At 69.0% G+C, this 16,071-nt stretch carries 19 protein-coding genes; 10 read left to right on the top strand and 9 right to left on the bottom strand.

The window, feature by feature from the left end:
* Positions 1-993 (bottom strand): EamA family transporter, encoded by a 993-nt coding sequence (locus VH571_RS10680; protein ID WP_423264548.1) that lies wholly within the window; start codon positions 991-993, stop codon positions 1-3.
* 71 nt (positions 994-1,064) lie between these two features.
* On the opposite strand from VH571_RS10680, the gene VH571_RS10685 reads away from it, so the two are divergent.
* From VH571_RS10685 to VH571_RS10695, 3 genes are all read left to right on the top strand, one after another.
* Positions 1,065-1,613: a CGNR zinc finger domain-containing protein gene (locus VH571_RS10685; RefSeq protein ID WP_423264549.1), complete on the top strand. Its 549-nt coding sequence runs from the start codon at positions 1,065-1,067 to the stop codon at positions 1,611-1,613.
* A gap of 63 nt (positions 1,614-1,676) precedes the next feature.
* Positions 1,677-2,072: a hypothetical protein gene (locus VH571_RS10690; protein ID WP_194606641.1), complete on the top strand. Its 396-nt coding sequence runs from the start codon at positions 1,677-1,679 to the stop codon at positions 2,070-2,072.
* A 160-nt stretch (positions 2,073-2,232) separates the two neighbouring features.
* Positions 2,233-2,565 carry a DUF1294 domain-containing protein gene (locus VH571_RS10695; RefSeq protein ID WP_423264550.1) on the top strand — a complete coding sequence of 111 codons (333 nt, stop codon included), beginning with the start codon at positions 2,233-2,235 and terminating at the stop codon, positions 2,563-2,565.
* 25 nt (positions 2,566-2,590) lie between these two features.
* Here VH571_RS10695 and VH571_RS10700 read toward each other — a convergent pair whose 3' ends face one another.
* Complete coding sequence (locus VH571_RS10700; protein ID WP_423264551.1) at positions 2,591-3,292, bottom strand: hypothetical protein; 702 nt, start codon at positions 3,290-3,292, stop codon at positions 2,591-2,593.
* An 89-nt stretch (positions 3,293-3,381) separates the two neighbouring features.
* Here VH571_RS10700 and VH571_RS10705 point away from each other — a divergent pair, with 89 nt between their 5' ends.
* On the top strand, positions 3,382-3,894 hold the full coding sequence (locus VH571_RS10705; protein WP_423264552.1) for a DUF427 domain-containing protein: 513 nt from the start codon (positions 3,382-3,384) through the stop codon (positions 3,892-3,894).
* 107 nt (positions 3,895-4,001) lie between these two features.
* On the opposite strand, the gene VH571_RS10710 is transcribed toward VH571_RS10705, so the two are convergent.
* Together VH571_RS10710 and VH571_RS10715 are read right to left on the bottom strand one after the other, a co-directional pair.
* Positions 4,002-4,526, bottom strand: a complete 525-nt coding sequence (locus VH571_RS10710; RefSeq protein WP_423264553.1) for a DoxX family protein — start codon at positions 4,524-4,526, stop codon at positions 4,002-4,004.
* A gap of 51 nt (positions 4,527-4,577) precedes the next feature.
* Positions 4,578-5,645, bottom strand: a complete 1,068-nt coding sequence (locus VH571_RS10715) for an ATP-dependent DNA ligase (RefSeq protein ID WP_423264555.1) — start codon at positions 5,643-5,645, stop codon at positions 4,578-4,580.
* A 170-nt stretch (positions 5,646-5,815) separates the two neighbouring features.
* Between VH571_RS10715 and ligD the strand changes: the two genes are divergently transcribed.
* A complete protein-coding gene (gene ligD, locus VH571_RS10720) occupies positions 5,816-6,838 on the top strand; it encodes a non-homologous end-joining DNA ligase (protein ID WP_423264556.1) in 1,023 nt (340 codons plus the stop codon).
* Between the two features lie 8 nt (positions 6,839-6,846).
* On the opposite strand, the gene VH571_RS10725 is transcribed toward ligD, so the two are convergent.
* Both VH571_RS10725 and VH571_RS10730 read right to left on the bottom strand, forming a co-directional pair.
* Positions 6,847-7,395 (bottom strand): hypothetical protein, encoded by a 549-nt coding sequence (locus tag VH571_RS10725; protein WP_423264557.1) that lies wholly within the window; start codon positions 7,393-7,395, stop codon positions 6,847-6,849.
* Between the two features lie 111 nt (positions 7,396-7,506).
* A complete protein-coding gene (locus tag VH571_RS10730) occupies positions 7,507-8,457 on the bottom strand; it encodes a patatin-like phospholipase family protein (RefSeq protein WP_423264558.1) in 951 nt (316 codons plus the stop codon).
* Between the two features lie 97 nt (positions 8,458-8,554).
* On the opposite strand from VH571_RS10730, the gene VH571_RS10735 reads away from it, so the two are divergent.
* The 3 genes from VH571_RS10735 (at position 8,555) to VH571_RS10745 (ending at position 10,633) form a co-directional block, all read left to right on the top strand.
* Entirely contained in the window at positions 8,555-9,055 is a 501-nt protein-coding gene (locus VH571_RS10735) for a hypothetical protein (protein WP_423264560.1), read from the top strand.
* Between the two features lie 50 nt (positions 9,056-9,105).
* Entirely contained in the window at positions 9,106-9,618 is a 513-nt protein-coding gene (locus VH571_RS10740; RefSeq protein ID WP_423264561.1) for a hypothetical protein, read from the top strand.
* Positions 9,619-9,709: 91 nt separating this feature from the next.
* Positions 9,710-10,633: a type IV toxin-antitoxin system AbiEi family antitoxin domain-containing protein gene (locus tag VH571_RS10745; RefSeq protein WP_423264562.1), complete on the top strand. Its 924-nt coding sequence runs from the start codon at positions 9,710-9,712 to the stop codon at positions 10,631-10,633.
* Positions 10,634-10,792: 159 nt separating this feature from the next.
* Here the strand turns inward: VH571_RS10745 and VH571_RS10750 are convergent, their stop codons facing one another.
* The 3 genes from VH571_RS10750 to VH571_RS10760 are packed head-to-tail and all read right to left on the bottom strand — an operon-like array spanning position 10,793 to position 13,542.
* Complete coding sequence (locus VH571_RS10750; protein ID WP_423264563.1) at positions 10,793-12,406, bottom strand: long-chain-fatty-acid--CoA ligase; 1,614 nt, start codon at positions 12,404-12,406, stop codon at positions 10,793-10,795.
* A 31-nt stretch (positions 12,407-12,437) separates the two neighbouring features.
* Complete coding sequence (locus tag VH571_RS10755; protein WP_423264564.1) at positions 12,438-12,896, bottom strand: acyl-CoA thioesterase; 459 nt, start codon at positions 12,894-12,896, stop codon at positions 12,438-12,440.
* Positions 12,897-12,900: 4 nt separating this feature from the next.
* The gene (locus tag VH571_RS10760) at positions 12,901-13,542 is read right to left on the bottom strand and encodes a QsdR family transcriptional regulator (protein WP_423264565.1); all 642 of its coding nucleotides are present in this window, start codon (positions 13,540-13,542) and stop codon (positions 12,901-12,903) included.
* Between the two features lie 106 nt (positions 13,543-13,648).
* On the opposite strand from VH571_RS10760, the gene VH571_RS10765 reads away from it, so the two are divergent.
* The gene (locus tag VH571_RS10765) at positions 13,649-14,839 is read left to right on the top strand and encodes an acyl-CoA dehydrogenase family protein (RefSeq protein WP_423264672.1); all 1,191 of its coding nucleotides are present in this window, start codon (positions 13,649-13,651) and stop codon (positions 14,837-14,839) included.
* 10 nt (positions 14,840-14,849) lie between these two features.
* Entirely contained in the window at positions 14,850-16,052 is a 1,203-nt protein-coding gene (locus VH571_RS10770; RefSeq protein WP_423264567.1) for an acetyl-CoA C-acetyltransferase, read from the top strand.
* Positions 16,053-16,071: the final 19 nt, after the last annotated feature.

Consider the following 16,071-nt stretch of genomic DNA (forward strand, 5'->3'; position numbering starts at 1 on the left):
TCAGGCCGGCTGGGCCGGCGTCGGCACGATCGGCACCGATCCCGTCGGCGTCTGGTCGAGCGTCGTCGGAAGCGCGGCTGTCGGGGCGTCGCTCCGCGCCGCTCGGACGCACGCGATCCCGACCAGGATGGCGCCGCCGCCGAGCAGCTGCGGCACCGTGAGCCGCTCGCCGAGGAGGAGCCAGGCGTAGAAGGTCGCGGCGACCACTTCGAGCAGGCCCGCAAACGAGGCGAGGCGCGATCCGAGCCGCTCGGCGGCGGCGATGTTCGCGGTGTAGGCAATCGCGGTCGCGACGACGCCGATCACGACGACGAACACCCACCAGGCGACGGGTGACCCGAACAGCGCGACATCGCCGAGGGGTGCCTTGAAGGGGACCAGGCGCACCACGCCGGCCAGAGCGAGCGACGCGGCCCCGAGCAGCAGACCGAAAGCGGCGAGTGCCACAGCGGGGAGCCCGTTCGGCGGGGCAGCGGCCACGACGTAGTAGATGGCGCAGCCGACCATCGCGCCGACGGCGAAGAGGAGGCCGATCGGATCGAGGGCGACGCCGGATCCTGGAGCCACGACGAGAACGAGGCCGACGAGCGCGACCACGCTGCCGATGAGCACCAGCGACTGGGGTCGGCGCCGACTGCGGGCCCAGGCGACGGCCACAAGCAGGAGCGGCGCCATGTATTCGAGCAAAATCGCCGTGCCGACGGGTACGCGCTCGAGGGCGGCGAAGTAGGTGAGCTGTGTGGCTGCGACGCCGATCGCGCCGGTCGCGACGACCCGCCAGCGGTTCCGCCAGAGGGCGTTCCAGCGACCGCGGAGGGCGACGGCGGCGAACGGTGTCAGCACGAGTCCGCCGACGAGCGATCGCACGGTGACCGCGGCGGCAGGACTCCAGCCCGCCTCGAGCAGCGGCTTGGCGAAGGCGCCCGAGAGGCCGAAGGTGAGGGCGGCGACGACGGCGATGACGAGGCCGGTCGAGGTGGTGGAGCGGGGCATGGCGACTCCTGGCGGGAGGGTGGCGGGGTGGATGATCCACACGCTAGTGTTGCCGTGAGTAAGGAGTCAACTTGCATTTTGCCCCTGACACAACCGAGACGTTGGAGTTCGTCGTGGCGCTAGTGAACACCGCCCCGGGCGCCACCCGGTCGGGAGAGGACGGGCTGCCGGATCCTGCCGCCCTGACCGCGCTGCTCGACGAGTACCGCTACTCGGGGCGGTTCGATCGCGACCCGGCCGAGCTCACCGAGGTGCTCGACGCCCGAGACCTGTTTCGCCGGCTGTTCGCGCTCGATCGGGGAGACGCGGTCGCCCTCGTCAACCGGCTGCTGCGCGACGCCTCGGCGCTGCCCCAGCTCGTGCGGCACGACGAATTCGACTGGCACCTGCACGCGACCGAGCCGACCGCGCCCCTGGCCGAGCGCATGCGCGTCGAGGTCGCCCTCGCGCTCGTCGACGTGCTGCGGACCGACGAGTTCGACCGTCTGCGAGAGTGCGGCGCCCCGGACTGCGAGGGCGTGCTCGCCGACCTCTCGCGCAACTCGTCGAAGCGGTTCTGCAGCGTCCGGTGCGGCAACCGGATGAACATGGTGGCGTTCCGCGCCCGCGCAGCTGACTGATCGGAATTCGATAGCGCCGGTTCAGGATCCGAGGCGGAGAATGAGGGCAGGAGCAGACACCTCATGCAGACCATCAGCTACAGCATCTCGATCGTTCTCTTCGCCGCGATCCTGGCCGAGACGATGGTGAGTGTGCGCGCGTCGAAAGCGGTGCGGGGGTCGCGCGAGCGCTACGTCGCCTTGACGCAGCGGCGCCTGCTGAGCTGGGCCGTCATCGTCGGGTTCGCGGTCTCGGGCATCGTCGGCGGCCTCGCGGGTGAGCCGTTCTCGTACCTCAGCCTCTTGATGGCCGCCTACCTGCTCTCGCAAGAACTCAAGAATCACGGCGATGATGACGACTGGTTCAAGGGCCGCAAGAAGAAGATTTGGGGCGGCGTCAAGAAGCGGCTGAAGGCTCTCGTGCGGCCGCCGCGGGTGTCGAGGCCGCCGGTGCGCGTGCCGTCGCCGGCTTTCGGGTAGTGCTTCGTGGGCGGGCCCGGCCGAAGTGACGCGGTTCGGCCAAAGCGACGCGGCGCGCCGAGTGCAGTGGGCCGAAACGCGTCACTTCGCTGAAAACCTCGCGAGGCTCATGGCACCACTTTGCCAGAGTTGTGAACACCGGCGCCGCTAGGGTCGCGTCATGCGCCTGCTGCCCCTCCTCTCGGTCCCGGCCTTCGCGGCGCTCTTCGTCTGGCGGGCGTCGTGGCGGGAGTTCCCATGGGGAGCGCCGTGGATCTACCTCGTGCTGAGCGTGCTGCTGTTCGTCGTCTACGGCGTCGATAAGCGGGCCGCGCGGCGCGGTTCCTGGCGAATTTCGGAGCGCAACCTGCTCATCGTCGGCGTGCTCGGCGGGTGGCCCGGTGCGGTGATCGCGCAGCAGGTGTTCCGGCACAAGACCCGCAAGTCGTCGTTCCAGTGGGCGTTCTGGGCGACCGTGACGGTGAACGCGGTCGTGGTGCTCGCGTTCGTCTGACCCGCCGCCGGCGTAACGCCGGCTGCTACTGCGGCACCGGCCCCGACAGCTCCTCGACCACAGCGACGGCGGCGGGCCAGTACGACGCATAGTGCTGCGGATCGGCGTTGACCTGCACCGTGTGCGCGAGCAGCGTCGGCTGCATGGTCTGCCAGCCCGGCACCTTCACGAGCTTGGTGAAGAAGCTCGTGGCTGCAGTGAACGGCGTCATCCGGTCGGTGTAGCTGCCCCACGCGCCATTGTCGCGCTGCTGGAACAGACCGCGGCTGTCGGGTCCGACCGCATCGCCGTGGTCGACGTTGACGAGGCTGGATTCGCCCATCGCCGTCATCACGCCGACCGCCTGCGTGTGCGTGCCGATGCCGAGGGCGCGCGCGGCGTTGATGATGTGCGCGGCGTTGATCAGCTGATCCTGGCAGTACCCGGCGATCGGACCCGCCGGCACGTGCACCGTCCCGATCTGCTTCGGCGCAGCGGCCGGGCACGAGACACTCGCCGCAGTGGGTGCCGCCGCCGACGACTCGAAACCCCCGAGCAGCGCCGACCGAGCCGCAATTACGATCGCGATCGCGAGGGCGATCACCAGGCCGCCACCGAGGGCGACTCCGAAACCGAGGATCCGCGACGACGCCCCCGGCACAGTCGCACGACCGGTTCGACGCCCGGAGCTGCCGCGCCGCCCGGACCCCGCGCCGCGGCGGGTCGCAGGTCGGCGTCGGGTGGGCACCATTCGAGGGTAGGCGATGCCCACGACGGTGCTTTCCGTCTCGAGGACGAATTGAGGGGATCTGCGGGAGGAGAGAGCACGATGGGTGCATGAGACACGTGAGACGCGCGCCCGTGAAGCCGATCGAGCCCGGGCCCGGCCAGGAGTCGGTCTGGGACTACCCGCGCCCGCCACGAGTGGAGCCCGTGAGCGAGAGGGTCGTGGTGCGCCTCGGCGGGGTGGCGGTGGCCGAGACGCGCGAAGCGTTCCGCGTGCTCGAGACGAGTCACCCACCCGTGTACTACCTGCCGCGGGCCGCTTTCGTGGCCGGGGCGTTGGATCCTGCGCCCGGTCGCTCGCTCTGCGAATTCAAAGGCCAGGCGTCGTACCTCAGCGTCACGGGCGGTGGCGTGACCGCGGAGCGCTCGGCCTGGACATACCGGGAGCCGTGGTCGGGGTACGAGATGCTCCGCGACCACATCGCGGTCTACCCGTCGGCAATGGAGTCATGCGAGGTCGGCGGCGAGGTGGTGCAGGCACAGGAGGGCGACTTCTACGGCGGCTGGATCACGTCGAAGATCGTTGGGCCGTTTAAGGGGGCGCCGGGCACGCTCGGTTGGTAGCTGGCTCCGATCAAGCGTCGCAAACGTGAGAGCGATCCTACCGAAGTCACACCAGCGGGTGTGCCTGTAGGGCAGGATCGCTCTCAAATTGGCGGCGACGCGTCGAGTTAGACGGCGTCGGGCGACGGTGCCTCGGGCTCGGCGGGCGGGGCGTTCCGCTTGCCGAGCTCGATGACGGCGGCCGACGCGGCGAACCCGGCGACGAGGGCGAACAGGGTGCCGCCTGCTCCCCACTTCTTCTTGCCGATAAGCCCGTCGAACGAGGCACGGCCGGGCCCGGCCGCGATCGCTCCGAGCGCGGCGACCAGCACGGCGTTGTACTCGTAGCCGCCGTCGGCGTTCCACGGTCCGTTGCTCAGGTGCACCTTGCGAACCGCGGTGACCATCGTGCCGATGAGTCCTGCCGCGGCGAGGGGAGTGCCGGCGCCGAGCACGACGGCCGCGCCGCCCGCGGTCTCGGTCGCTGCCGCGAGGAGAGCATTGCGCTTGGCGGGATGGATGCCGAGGCTGCCCATCATGCCGGTCACGCCCTCCAACCCGGGGCCGCCGAACGATCCGTTGAGCTTCTGGAGGCCGTGCCCCACGAAGAAGCCGCCGACGGTGATGCGAAGAAGAGTTGTGCCGAGAGTCATAAGGGTTGTTCTACTCCCTGGGAGGGGCGACCGTTTGCTCGCCCCGCCGGTTCAGGCCACCACGTCGCCGAAGTCGTAGGCGGGCGGGATCTCGAGTTGGTCGTAGGTGCACGAGCGCGCGTCCCGATCGGGCCGCCAGCGGTCGAACTGCACGGTGTGCCGAAAGCGGCGCCCCTCCATCTGGTCGTAGCGCACCTCCACCACGCGGGTGGGTGCGAGACGCACGAACGAGACGTCTTTGCCCGACGAGAAGCGGCTCCGCTCGGTCTCGCCCGTGACTGCCTCGCCGTCGTCGTCGCGTATGACGTCGGGCGCGAGCTCGTCAACCAACTCGGCCCGACGCTTGTCGGTGAATGCCGAGATGCCGCCGACGTTCTGCAGGGCGCCATCGGCGTCATAGAGGCCGACCAGGAGCGACCCCACGCCGGATCCTGAGGCGTGGACCCGATAGCCGAGCACGACGACGTCCGCCGTGCGGTGGTGCTTGATCTTGAGCATGCGGCGCTTGCCCGGTTCGTAGATCGAGCTCAGGGGTTTGGCGACGACGCCGTCGAGGCCCGCTCCCTCGAACTCGTCGAGCCAACGCCTCGCGACCCCGACGTCGTCGGTCGTGCGGCTGAGGTGGAGCGGTGCTCGGAACGACGCCGACAGGTCGACCAGGGCGGCTCGCCGCTCGGCGAACGGAACCCCGGTGAGATCGAGATCGCTGCACGCGAGCAGGTCGAACGCGATGAACGACGCGGGAGTCTCGCTCGACAGGGCCGCGATGCGCGAGGCGGCCGGGTGGATCCGGGCCGACAGGGCCTCCCAGTCGAGCCGCTCCGCGCCCGGTTCCCCGCGGCGCACGACGATCTCGCCATCGAGAACGCAGGATCCCGAGACCTGGCTCGCGATCTCGGCCACCAGCTCGGGGAAGTACCGCGTCAGCATCTTCGATCCGCGGCTTCCGATCTCGACCCTGCTCGGCCCGTTCTCCTGCTCCTCGACGTAGATCAGGCCGCGAAAGCCGTCCCACTTCGGCTCGTAGACGAGGCCGCCCTCCACCGAGTCGGGTTCGGGTACCGTCGGCACGGCCTTGGCGAGCATCGGCGTGACCGGGTTCTCCGCGCTGGGGATCATGCGTGCCAGTGTGCTCTCGTCCGTCGGCGGGTGTTCCTGCGCCGGGTGGGCGGGCGTTCCCCGTGAATGGGCGGGTGTCGTGTGGTGTCGGCGGGTGCTGCAGCACCCGCCCACACCTCACAACACCCGCCGACTTCGCCCGGCCCCGGGCGAGAGCAGTAGCGTGACGCATGGCATCCGACGCAGTGGTCCTCGAAGTACCCGGCCCCGACGGGACGCGCGAGGTGCGCATCTCGTCGCCCGGCCGCGTCCTCTACCCCGAGCCAGGCATCACCAAGCTCGATCTCGCGAAGTACCTCGTCGCGGTCGGCGAGCCGTTCGTTGAGCACAACGGTGGGCGGCCGATCTCGCTGCAACGATTCTCGGGCGGCATCGACGGGGAGCAGTTCTTCTCGAAGAACCCGCCGAAGGGTGCACCGTCGTACATCCGAGCGCCCGACGTCACCTACCCGAGCGGCCGCGTGCACCCGCAGCTCGTGATCGACGAACCCGCCGTCGCTGTCTGGGGCGCGCAGATGAACACGGTCGTGTTCCACCCGTGGGCCTCGCGCGCCGACGCCCCCGATTTCCCGGACCAGCTCCGCATCGACCTCGACCCGCAACCCGGCACCGACTTCGGCGATGCCATCCCGGTCGCCCTCGCGCTGCGTGACGTGCTGGCCGACGCCGGACTCACCGCGTTCATCAAGACGAGCGGCAACCGCGGTCTGCACGTGTTCGCTCCCATCGCGGCCGAGCACGAGTTCCTCGAGGTGAGGCACGCCGTGATCGCTGCCGCGCGCGAGCTCGAGCGGCGGATGCCCGAGCGGGTGACGACGAACTGGTGGAAGGAAGAACGAGGCAGACGAATCTTCGTCGACTTCAACCAGGCGAATCGCGACCGGACCATGGCCGGCGCCTACAGCCCGAGAGCCCTGGCCGGGGCCACCGTGTCGGCGCCACTCGGGTGGGACGAACTAGGATCCGCGGATCCTGCGCTCTTCACCGTGCTTAGCGTGCCCTCGCGGTTGGCATCGACCGGCGACCCGTGGCATGGAATGCACGAGGCGCCGGGTGCCTCGATCGCCCCGCTGCTCGAGTGGTGGGCCCGCGACGTCGAGGCCGGTCTCGGTGAGCTGCCGTTCCCGCCCGATTTTCCGAAGATGCCGGGCGAGCCCCCGCGGGTGCAACCGTCGCGCGCGAAGAAGGGGTGAGCTGCGGGCTAGGAGTCGAAGAGGAGCACGAACATCTCGTCGAGATACGCCGCCAGGTCGCGGCGGTCGCCGGGGGAGTTCCAGGCGAGGACGACTCGCGAGCCGTCGATGGACAGTGAGCCATCACCGCGAGCGAGAGACTCAGGATCCAGGGCGATCGCCTCGTACTCGAAGTTCACGACCTCGCCCTCGGCGAAGTGCCCCTTGGTCGCGGCGACCCGCTCGGCACGGCGCTGCTCCACCGACAACGACAGGCTCTGCGGTCGACCGGTCTCGGTCGCACGCGTGATGCGGCCGACGCGAAAGAGGCGTGCGTCGCTCGTCACCAGCAGGATGCCGAGGCGCCAGGCCCGGCCGACCGGCGCGATCTGGACGCTTGTCTTGAAGGGCCCGAAGCCGCGCGGCAACCGCACCTCGCCGAGGGCCTCGTCGCGAGCGCCCGAGGCGTCGAGCCGCTCGACAGTCGCTCGCAAGAGCCGCTCGAGATCAGCGGCAGCCTGCGCGGGGTCGATTGCGGGCTGGGTCGAGTCGGCGGAGTCGTCGGGTGCGTCGGTCATGCGCCGGGGCGAGCGGTCGGGTCGGGCGAGACGGCCGCCGAGATCGCAGTTCGGCTCGGGAGCACCCGACGAGAACTGCGATCTCGGCGCACGGCGTTCACGCTATCTAGCTCACGCCTGCCAGAACGCGCGGACGGACTCGGCGACGGATGCCCCCTGAGCTCGACCGGCGAGAGCCGACGGAACGCGCGACGCGTCGTCGAGCGAGTTGCCGCCGAACGCCTGGAGGCTCGCAGCGTCGGCCGACACCACGAGCACGGCGCTCGGGCTGTCGGCGTCGTCGCGGAGCCCGGCGACTGCCGCGTCGAGCTGCGGGCCCATGGGGCTCCGAGCGTCTTCGGCGCCGCACGACAGCACGAGCACTCGGTCGTAACCGGCCGCGACATCGGCGTTCGTCGCCGAGCGGGCGCCGCCGTCGATGTAGTGCACGCCGTCGATCTCGACGGTGGGGAAGACGAGGGGCACGGAGCAGCTCGCGGCGACGGCGCGCGCCAGCGGGATGCCGTCGGAGGAGTCGATGACCCGGAATTCGCCGTTTTCGGCATTTACGACGCAGACGCCGAGCGGGGCGGACGGCCAGCCGGCGGCCTCGGGGAACTGGGCGCCGACCTGCGCCAGGAGCGGCGACTCGACCCCCTGCGAGAAGGCGATCGACGCACGGCCGAGGCGGGCACGGGCGTCTTCCGGGCCGGTCGCGCCGGCGACGACCTCGGCGAGGCGCTGACCGAACGTGGCCATGTCGAGGGCGGGTGCGGGTGCGGCCGCGCTGTCGGGCGAGACTCCGGCGCCTTCCGGGGCGATGCCGGCGGCGGCAGCATCCGCGGCGCCGAACGGAGCGGCCGAGGTGGCCTGGGCGTCGTACACGGCGTCGACGTGGCCGAAGCGGAGAATGGCTCCCGCCACGGATCCTGCGCTCGTTCCGACGACCAGATCGGCGGCGCCCACATCGATGCCCTGGGACTGCAGTTCAGCGAGAACACCGAGATGCCAGGCGATGCCGGCAATGCCACCCCCTCCGAGGACGAGTGCGCGGCGAGGGGAGTCAGATGTCGTTCCTGTCATGATCCGAGCCTATTCGCGTCATCCTGGCTAGGCTTTCACTTTCCGGGGGGAACCGATCAGACGTCTCTCCGTGTCCCGAACCGAGAGAAGTCATCCCATGAATCTGTCAGCACGCCTCCGTACCGCTGCTCCTGCCGCTCTGCTCGCCGGGCTGCTCGTCGTCTCCGTCGCCGGGTGCTCGTCGTCCGGCGGCGGCTCGGGCTCGGACAAAGCGGCCGGCGAGAGTACGAGCACCCCGAAGTCGAGCGCGGTGTCCGGTTCGTCGACGCAGACGAAGACCGAGGCCTGCTCGCTGATCAAAGACTCCGTGCAGAAGGCGTCGTCCGAGATGACGGCGTCGACGACCAAGATCTCGACCGACCCGGAAGCAGCCATCGCGGCCATCCAGAAGTTGTCGACCGCTTTCCAGAAGACGGAATCGCAGGTGACCGAACCCGGCGCTGCGGACGTGGTCAAGCCGGCCGGCGAAGACCTCAAGGCGTTCGCAAAAGCCGCGCAGACGATCAAGAGCGACCCGCAGGGCACCCTGAAGAAGCTCCAGGACCTCTCGCCGACCATGCAGAAAGACTTCGCCGCCGTCGGCACCTACTGCTCCTAGGGTTTTCTCCGCCGGGTTGTTCTCCCGGATTCGTTTGGTAGAGGTAGTGCATGCCTCTCCACCGCGCCCTCGGATCGACCGCCCTCGCCGCTGCCGTGCTCGTCGTGGCCGCTGCCTGCTCGCCGATCGGGCCGGGGGCCGGGGTGTCGGATCCTGCTGGGTCTGGGTCTGGGTCTGGGTCTGGGTCTGGTTCTTCGGGCGGCTCGGCAACCGGCACGGCGACGGCCTCGGCTGCGGTGAAGGCGGCGACGTGCAAGGCGCTCAACTCGTCGCTCGACGACGTGACCTCGAAGCTGTCGTCGACCGCGAGCACGTTCGCCGCCGATCCGTCGTCGGCCGTCTCGGCCCTCGAATCGGCGACGACGACGGTGCAGGGTGTCGTCTCAGAAATCCAGGATCCGCGTGCCAAGACGCTCGTGCGCGACGTCTCCGACGACCTCGGCACGCTCACCACCGCCGTGCAGAATGCCACTGAGCACCCCCTCACGGGTGCGCCCCGCGTCCAGCGGGCCTTCGCGGCCGTGCAGAAAGACGTGGCGGCGATCACGACGTACTGCGGCTGACCTCGTCTCCACAGTCGCGTCGCTGGCGCTGTTCTCCACCGTCGTCACGCGCGGCGGCTCGGGCCGGTGGCGGTTCGGCCACGCTCGGGGGATGGACCCGCGCTTCGTCACCCCTGCCCAGTTCGCTGCCGGCGGGGAGCCCGGCCGGCGGCTTCGGCGCGAGGCTTCTCGGGGCACTTTCGTGCGGGTGCGACGCGGCGTCTACCTTGCTGAGGAGGACTGGAAGGCACTGACGAGGCGGCGACAGCACGTCGCGCTAATCAGGGCGGCACTACCCCACATCTCGCCGAACGTCATTGTGAGTCACGCGTCAGCGGGTGCTCTTTGGGGAATACCAGTCCTCGATAGTTGGCCGCAGAAGCTCCACGTTATCGATCCGAGACGATCCACCGGCAAGACGACGGCTGGCGTCGTTCGTCACGGCGTCAGCGATGACGTCGAAATCTCGCTTGTTGAGGGCATCGCATGCACTAATGCCGCTCGCACTGCTGTCGACATGGGGCTGCTCGGAGGCTTCCTGTCGGCGCTGTTGGCTTTCGACTTCGTGCTGGCAACCGGACTCGTGACGGCCGTCGAACTCGCTGCCGAGATACGCCGACGGCCTCGAACCCGGGGTAAGGCCGCCGTGTGTGCGGCGCTCGAAATCGCCTCGCCGGGTTCGAAGTCCGCGGGCGAATCCATCAGCAAAGGCCAGATGCATCTTCTCGGCTTCGAATCGCCCGAACTTCAGAAGGAGTTTGTCGGGGCCAATGGTCGAACGTACTTCTCGGATTTTTGGTGGGAATCGGTCGGTCAGATCGGTGAATTCGACGGTCAGCAGAAATACCTCGATGTCGAAATGCGGGGTGGGCGTTCGATGGAGCAGGTGCTGCTCGACGAGAAGCAACGCACCGACGCGCTCCTGGCATTGCCCGAGGTGAAGAACCTGGTGCGGTGGCGCTATTCGACTGCGCGCAGGCCAGCCGAGCTCGAGCGTCTGCTCCTTCGCGCTGGCGTGCCGCGGCGCCGGTTGTGACGGGATGCCAGTGGAGGGGGCTTCGACTTGCACCCCCATACATGCCGGCGACCCACCGTGCGGCGGGCGGTTTTGGCCACACGGGGGTGCGAGTCGGTGGATGTGGGACGCACGGGGGTGCAGGCGGGGCGCGGGGAGCGGAAGCAGGCGGGGTGGGAGCTAGCGGAGCGGAGCGGCAGCGAACTCGCGCTGCAGCTCTCGCTTCAGCACCTTGCCGCTCGCACCGATCGGCAGGGCCTCGACCACGTGCACCTCGCGCGGGAACTTGTACGCCGCGAGGTGCTCGCGCACGAACGCGATCACCGACTCGCAGTCGAGCGACACACCGGGGCGCGCGATCACCGCCGCGTGCACCTCCTGCCCGTGCACGTCGTCCGGCACGCCGAACACGGCCGCGTTGGCGACGAGGGGGTGCCGCATCAGGCAGTCCTCGACCTCGCTCGGGTAGACGTTGTAGCCGTTGCGCACGATCATGTCTTTCTTGCGATCGACGATCGTGACGATGCCGTCGGCTTCCTTCGTGCCCAGGTCGCCGGTGTGGAACCACCCGTCGACCATGGCGGCATCGGTCGCCTCCGGGTTGCCGAGGTAGCCCTTCATCAGGTTGTGGCCGCGGATCACGATCTCGCCGAGCTCGCCGTCGGGGAGAAAGACGACGTGGTCTTCGACGTCGGGCTGGACGATCTCGACATCGACGCCCCAGATGGCGCGTCCGATCGTGCCGGGGCGCGGATCCTTGAGGTCGTTGACGGTCGCGACCGGAGAGGTCTCGGTGAGCCCGTAGCCCTCCTGGATGACGGCGCCGAACGTCTCTTCGAAGCGTTCGAGCACCGCGACCGGGAGAGCGGAGCCGCCCGAGACGGCATAGCGGAGGGGCGGGCGCAGGTGGCTCGCGGCGGGGGAGGAGGCGGCGGCGAGAAGGCCGATGTACATCGTGGGCACGGCGGTGAAGATGGTCGTGCGGGTGTCGACCATCAGCTGGAGCGCCTCGGCCGGGTCGAACTTCGGCAGCAGCACGATGGAGGCCCCGCGCCGGAACACCGTGTTGAGCACGGTGGTCTGACCGAAGGCGTGGAAGAACGGGAGTCCGCCGAAGACGACGTCGGTCGCGGCCATGTCGGTGCAGTCGATCAGCTCGGTGCTGACCTGTTCGATCATCGCGAGGTGAGAGCCGACGGCGCCCTTCGGGTGACCGGTCGTTCCCGAGGTGTAGAGGATCGTCGCGGCCGCCAGAGGGTTGACCGACTCGTAGCGGTCGATGGGGGCGGCGGTGGCGGCCAGAACCTCCAGCCGATCGACGGGCACGGGCGTCGGCGCGTCGAGGGGAAGCAGCACCGACACGATGGGCACACCGGCGGCCGCCGCGGCGGGGAGTGCCTCGCCGAGCTGGGGCGCGGCGACGATAGCCAGGACGGCCCCCGAGTCGCGCAGCACGTATTCGATCTCCTCCTGCTTGAACAGCAGGTGGATCGGCACCACGATCGCCCCGAGTGAGAGCACCGCGTAGTAGGCGCGGCAGAAGTCGGGCACGTTCGGCAGGATCAACGCCACCCGGTCGCCCCGCCCCACACCTCGGGCGCGGAGGGCTCCGGCGTAGGCGCGGGTCTCGTTCCAGAGTTGCCCGTACGTTGTCGTCTGCCCGCGGAAGTGCACGGCGGGGCTCTCGGGATGCCGCGCGGCCGTCTCCGACAGGATCGCCGCGATCGACAGGGTGCCGAGGCCCGGACCGCCGAGGAGGTCGGCAGTCGAGGGGGAGGAGGTGGTGAACGTCATTGTTCGGTCCTTTCGAAGAACGAGGGAAGAGCTAGTGAGAGGCGGGAACGAGCTCGAACGCCGCCTCGAGAGCGGTGCGGATGCGCTCGGGAACAGGCACCGGGCGCCGATTCTCCGAGTCGACGAAGACGGTGACGAAGGTGCCGTCGGCGAGCAGCGAGTCGTCAGAGGAGCGCAGGATCCGCGGCGACCACGCCAGGCTCGTCGTTCCGATCCGCACCGATCGCAGCTCGACCACTAGCTCCTCCGGGAACCCCGCCGCCGCTCTGAACTGGCACGACGACGACACGCAGAACCCGATCACGTCGTCGTGCAGCGGGTCGAGGCCGGTTCGGCTCATGAACCAGGTGTTGATGGCGGTGTCCATCGCCTGGTAGTAGATCGTGTTGTTGAGGTGGCCGTACATGTCGTTGTCGGCCCACCGAGTCGCGATCTTCTGGCGATACGGGCCGGTCGCTGTGGGCGTGCTCGACGGGGTCGTGGTGGTCACGGTGTCATCCCTCCCGGAGGACGTAGGCGAAGGCGGCCCGGGCGCGGGAAGCGCTCGGCATCTCGCCGGTGATCAGGTCGGCGTAGGTGAACGACTCCGAGACCCGCACCAGCAGGTAGGCCAGGTCGTGCGTCTCGAGGTCGAACGCCATGCTCCCGGCAGCCACTTCGGCCTCGAGCATGGCCTCGACCGTGGCGAGGTAGCGGCGCTGCACCTGGCTGTCTTTCGTCGTCAGCACGCGAAGGGCCCGAGTCGGCTCCTTCTTCAAGAAGCCCTGGAAGTACGGGGCTGCGATCAGAGTCTCGACGAAGTCGCCGAGGATCGAGGTGAGCCGAGCCGCTCCGGTGAGATCACAGGCGCGTTCGAGCCGCACGAGGGTCGGCTCGGCAAGTGACCACAGCACCTCGCTCAGCAGGGTGTCGCGGTTGCCGAGCCAGCGGAAGAGCGACGTTCGGTCGACGCCGAGACGCGCTGCGAGATCGTTCATGTCGACCCGCTCGCCGGCGAGGAAGGTGCGGCGGGCGAAGACGAAGGCACGGATGGTGTCGGGGTGGTCGCCGCGGGCGAGCCGGGCCGCGAGCTCGGATGGCACCCGCTGCGCGGCGAGTGCCGCGAAGGCCACGGGTGCTTGGGTCGGCGTCGACATGACCCCGACTCTAGGTCTCCTGAGAAGCTCGTGCAACATTTTGCAAAACGATGCATGATGGTGTCACACCTGATCGATCGTCAAGCAATGGAGCTGAACCGTGACTGTGACCACGTCGAAGACGAACTACCTCTCGAGCGACTTCTACTTCGCGCAAGACGCGCTGACCGCCCGCGAGAACGACAACATCCACGACCTCCGGGCCTACCTCGAATCCGAGGTCGCCCCGATCGCCGACGACTACTGGGAGCGCGCCGAGTTTCCGCACCAGGTGATCAAACCCCTGGCCGAGCTGGGCGCCTACGGGCCCATCTGGGAGGAGTCGCGCCAGTTCGAGAACACCGCGAAGTACCGCGGCTGGGCCGCCCTCGAGTCGGGGCGCGTCGACGGCAGCGTATCGACGTTCATCGGCGTCACCTCCGGTCTAGCGATGGGCTCGATCGGCCTCGCCGGCAGCCCGGAGCAGCGCGCGGAGTGGCTGCCCAAGATGGCCACCGGCGAAGTGATCGGTGCATTCGGTCTGACTGAACCGCTCTCAGGATCCGACGCGGCCGGCGGCCTCCGCACCACTGCCACGCGTCACGGCGACAGCTGGACGCTGAACGGCCAGAAGCGCTGGATCGGCAACGCCACCTTTGCCGACGTCGTCGTCATCTGGGCCCGCGACACCGCCGACGGCCAGGTCAAGGGATTCCTCGTCACCACCGACACCCCCGGTTTCACCGCCACCAAGATCGAGCGCAAGCAGAGCCTCCGCATCGTGCAGAACGCCGACATCACGATGACCGACGTCGTCGTGCCCGAAGAGCGTCGCCTCCAGCTCGCCAATTCGTTCCGCGACACCGCCAAGGTGCTGCTGCTGACCCGGGCAGACGTGGCCTGGCAGGCGATCGGCAACTCGATCGGCGCCTACGAGTCAGCCGTCGCCTACGTCACCGAGCGCGAGCAGTTCGGCAAGAAGCTGTCGTCGTTCCAGCTCGTGCAAGACCTCCTGTCGCGCTGCCTCTCGAACATCTCGGCGTCGATCGCGCTGTGCATGCAGACCTCCGACCTCCTCGACCAGGGGCGCCAGACCGATGCCCACGCGTCGATGGCCAAGTCGTTCGCCACGTCGAAGATGCGCGAGACCGTGGGCTGGTGCCGCGAGGTGATGGGTGGCAATGGCATCGTGCTCGACTACGGCGTTGCCCGTCGGTTCGCCGACGCCGAGGCCATCTACTCGTTCGAGGGCACTCGTGAGATGAACTCCCTGATCGTCGGGCGCGCCATCACCGGCACGAGCGCCTTCGTCTCGTAGGGCGCCGATCATGACCGAAGCTGTCATCGTCGCCGTCTCCCGCACCCCGATCGGGCGTGCCATGAAGGGGTCCCTCCGCGATATCCGTCCGGACGACCTGGCCGCGTTTGCGGTGCGCGACGTCCTCTCGAAGGTGCCCGAGTTGGATCCTGAATCCATCGACGACCTGCTCATGGGCTGCGGCATGCCGGGCGGTGAGCAGGGCATGAACATCGCCCGCATCGTCGCGGTCGCCCTCGGCTACGACCGCCTGCCCGGCACCACCGTCAATCGCTACTGCTCGTCGAGCCTGCAGACCACCCGCATGGCGTTCCATGCCATCAAGGCGGGCGAAGGCGACGTGTTCATCTCGGCCGGAGTCGAGTCGGTGTCGAGCGCGGCCCGAGGGTCGAGCGACTACATTCCCGGCGAAGATCTTCGCAACCCGCTCTTTCCGACATTCCAGGATCCCGCGGGCGTCTGGGTCGATCCTCGCTCCCGGGGCGACCTCCCCGACCCCTACATCTCGATGGGCGAGACCGCGGAGAACGTCGCCGGCCTGCTCGGCATCTCGCGCCACGAGCAGGACGAGTTCGCGGCACTCTCGCAGAACCGAGCCGAACAGGCCATTCGCAACGGATTCTGGCAGCGCGAGATCACGCCCTTCACACTGCCCGACGGCACGGTCGTCTCGGTCGACGACGGCCCTCGCGCCGGCGTCACCGTCGAGACGCTGTCCGGCCTCAAGCCGGTCTTTCGCCAGGAGGGCACCGTGACGGCGGGCAATGCCTGCCCGCTCAACGACGGGGCCGCAGCGCTCGTCATCATGAGCGACAGCCGTGCGGCGCAGCTCGGCATCACACCGCTGGCGCGGATCGTGTCGACCGGCGTCACCGGACTCTCGCCCGAGATCATGGGCCTCGGACCGGTCGAGGCGTCGAAGCAGGCCCTTGCCCGCGCTGGCATGACCATCGACGACATCGACCTCGTCGAGATCAATGAGGCGTTCGCCGCCCAGGTGATCCCGTCGGCCCGCGAGCTCGGCGTCTCGCACGACAAGCTCAACGTGCACGGCGGGGCGATCGCCGTCGGGCACCCGTTCGGCATGACCGGCGCCCGCATCACCGGAACGCTGCTGAACGGGCTGCAGACACGCGACGCCACCTTCGGCCTCGAGACGATGTGCGTCGGCGGTGGCCAGGGGATGGCGATGGTGGTCGAGCGGCTCTCGTAGAGCACTGCTCGTCGACCCT

It is taken from the genome of Frondihabitans sp. 4ASC-45 (assembly GCF_049472575.1).
Lineage (GTDB): Bacteria > Actinomycetota > Actinomycetes > Actinomycetales > Microbacteriaceae > Frondihabitans.

What these genes read in the sequence shown, in the direction of transcription:
- VH571_RS10745 (WP_423264562.1), top strand. Translation starts at nt 9,710, where the DNA reads ATGGACCCGCGCTTCGTCACCCCTGCCCAGTTCGCTGCCGGCGGGGAG.
- VH571_RS10710 (WP_423264553.1), bottom strand. Translation starts at nt 4,526, where the DNA reads ATGACTCTCGGCACAACTCTTCTTCGCATCACCGTCGGCGGCTTCTTC.
- VH571_RS10725 (WP_423264557.1), bottom strand. Translation starts at nt 7,395, where the DNA reads ATGACCGACGCACCCGACGACTCCGCCGACTCGACCCAGCCCGCAATC.
- VH571_RS10740 (WP_423264561.1), top strand. Translation starts at nt 9,106, where the DNA reads ATGCCTCTCCACCGCGCCCTCGGATCGACCGCCCTCGCCGCTGCCGTG.
- VH571_RS10730 (WP_423264558.1), bottom strand. Translation starts at nt 8,457, where the DNA reads ATGACAGGAACGACATCTGACTCCCCTCGCCGCGCACTCGTCCTCGGA.
- VH571_RS10750 (WP_423264563.1), bottom strand. Translation starts at nt 12,406, where the DNA reads ATGACGTTCACCACCTCCTCCCCCTCGACTGCCGACCTCCTCGGCGGT.
- VH571_RS10705 (WP_423264552.1), top strand. Translation starts at nt 3,382, where the DNA reads ATGAGACACGTGAGACGCGCGCCCGTGAAGCCGATCGAGCCCGGGCCC.
- ligD (WP_423264556.1), top strand. Translation starts at nt 5,816, where the DNA reads ATGGCATCCGACGCAGTGGTCCTCGAAGTACCCGGCCCCGACGGGACG.
- VH571_RS10760 (WP_423264565.1), bottom strand. Translation starts at nt 13,542, where the DNA reads ATGTCGACGCCGACCCAAGCACCCGTGGCCTTCGCGGCACTCGCCGCG.
- VH571_RS10715 (WP_423264555.1), bottom strand. Translation starts at nt 5,645, where the DNA reads ATGATCCCCAGCGCGGAGAACCCGGTCACGCCGATGCTCGCCAAGGCC.
- VH571_RS10690 (WP_194606641.1), top strand. Translation starts at nt 1,677, where the DNA reads ATGCAGACCATCAGCTACAGCATCTCGATCGTTCTCTTCGCCGCGATC.
- VH571_RS10735 (WP_423264560.1), top strand. Translation starts at nt 8,555, where the DNA reads ATGAATCTGTCAGCACGCCTCCGTACCGCTGCTCCTGCCGCTCTGCTC.
- VH571_RS10680 (WP_423264548.1), bottom strand. Translation starts at nt 993, where the DNA reads ATGCCCCGCTCCACCACCTCGACCGGCCTCGTCATCGCCGTCGTCGCC.
- VH571_RS10770 (WP_423264567.1), top strand. Translation starts at nt 14,850, where the DNA reads ATGACCGAAGCTGTCATCGTCGCCGTCTCCCGCACCCCGATCGGGCGT.
- VH571_RS10695 (WP_423264550.1), top strand. Translation starts at nt 2,233, where the DNA reads ATGCGCCTGCTGCCCCTCCTCTCGGTCCCGGCCTTCGCGGCGCTCTTC.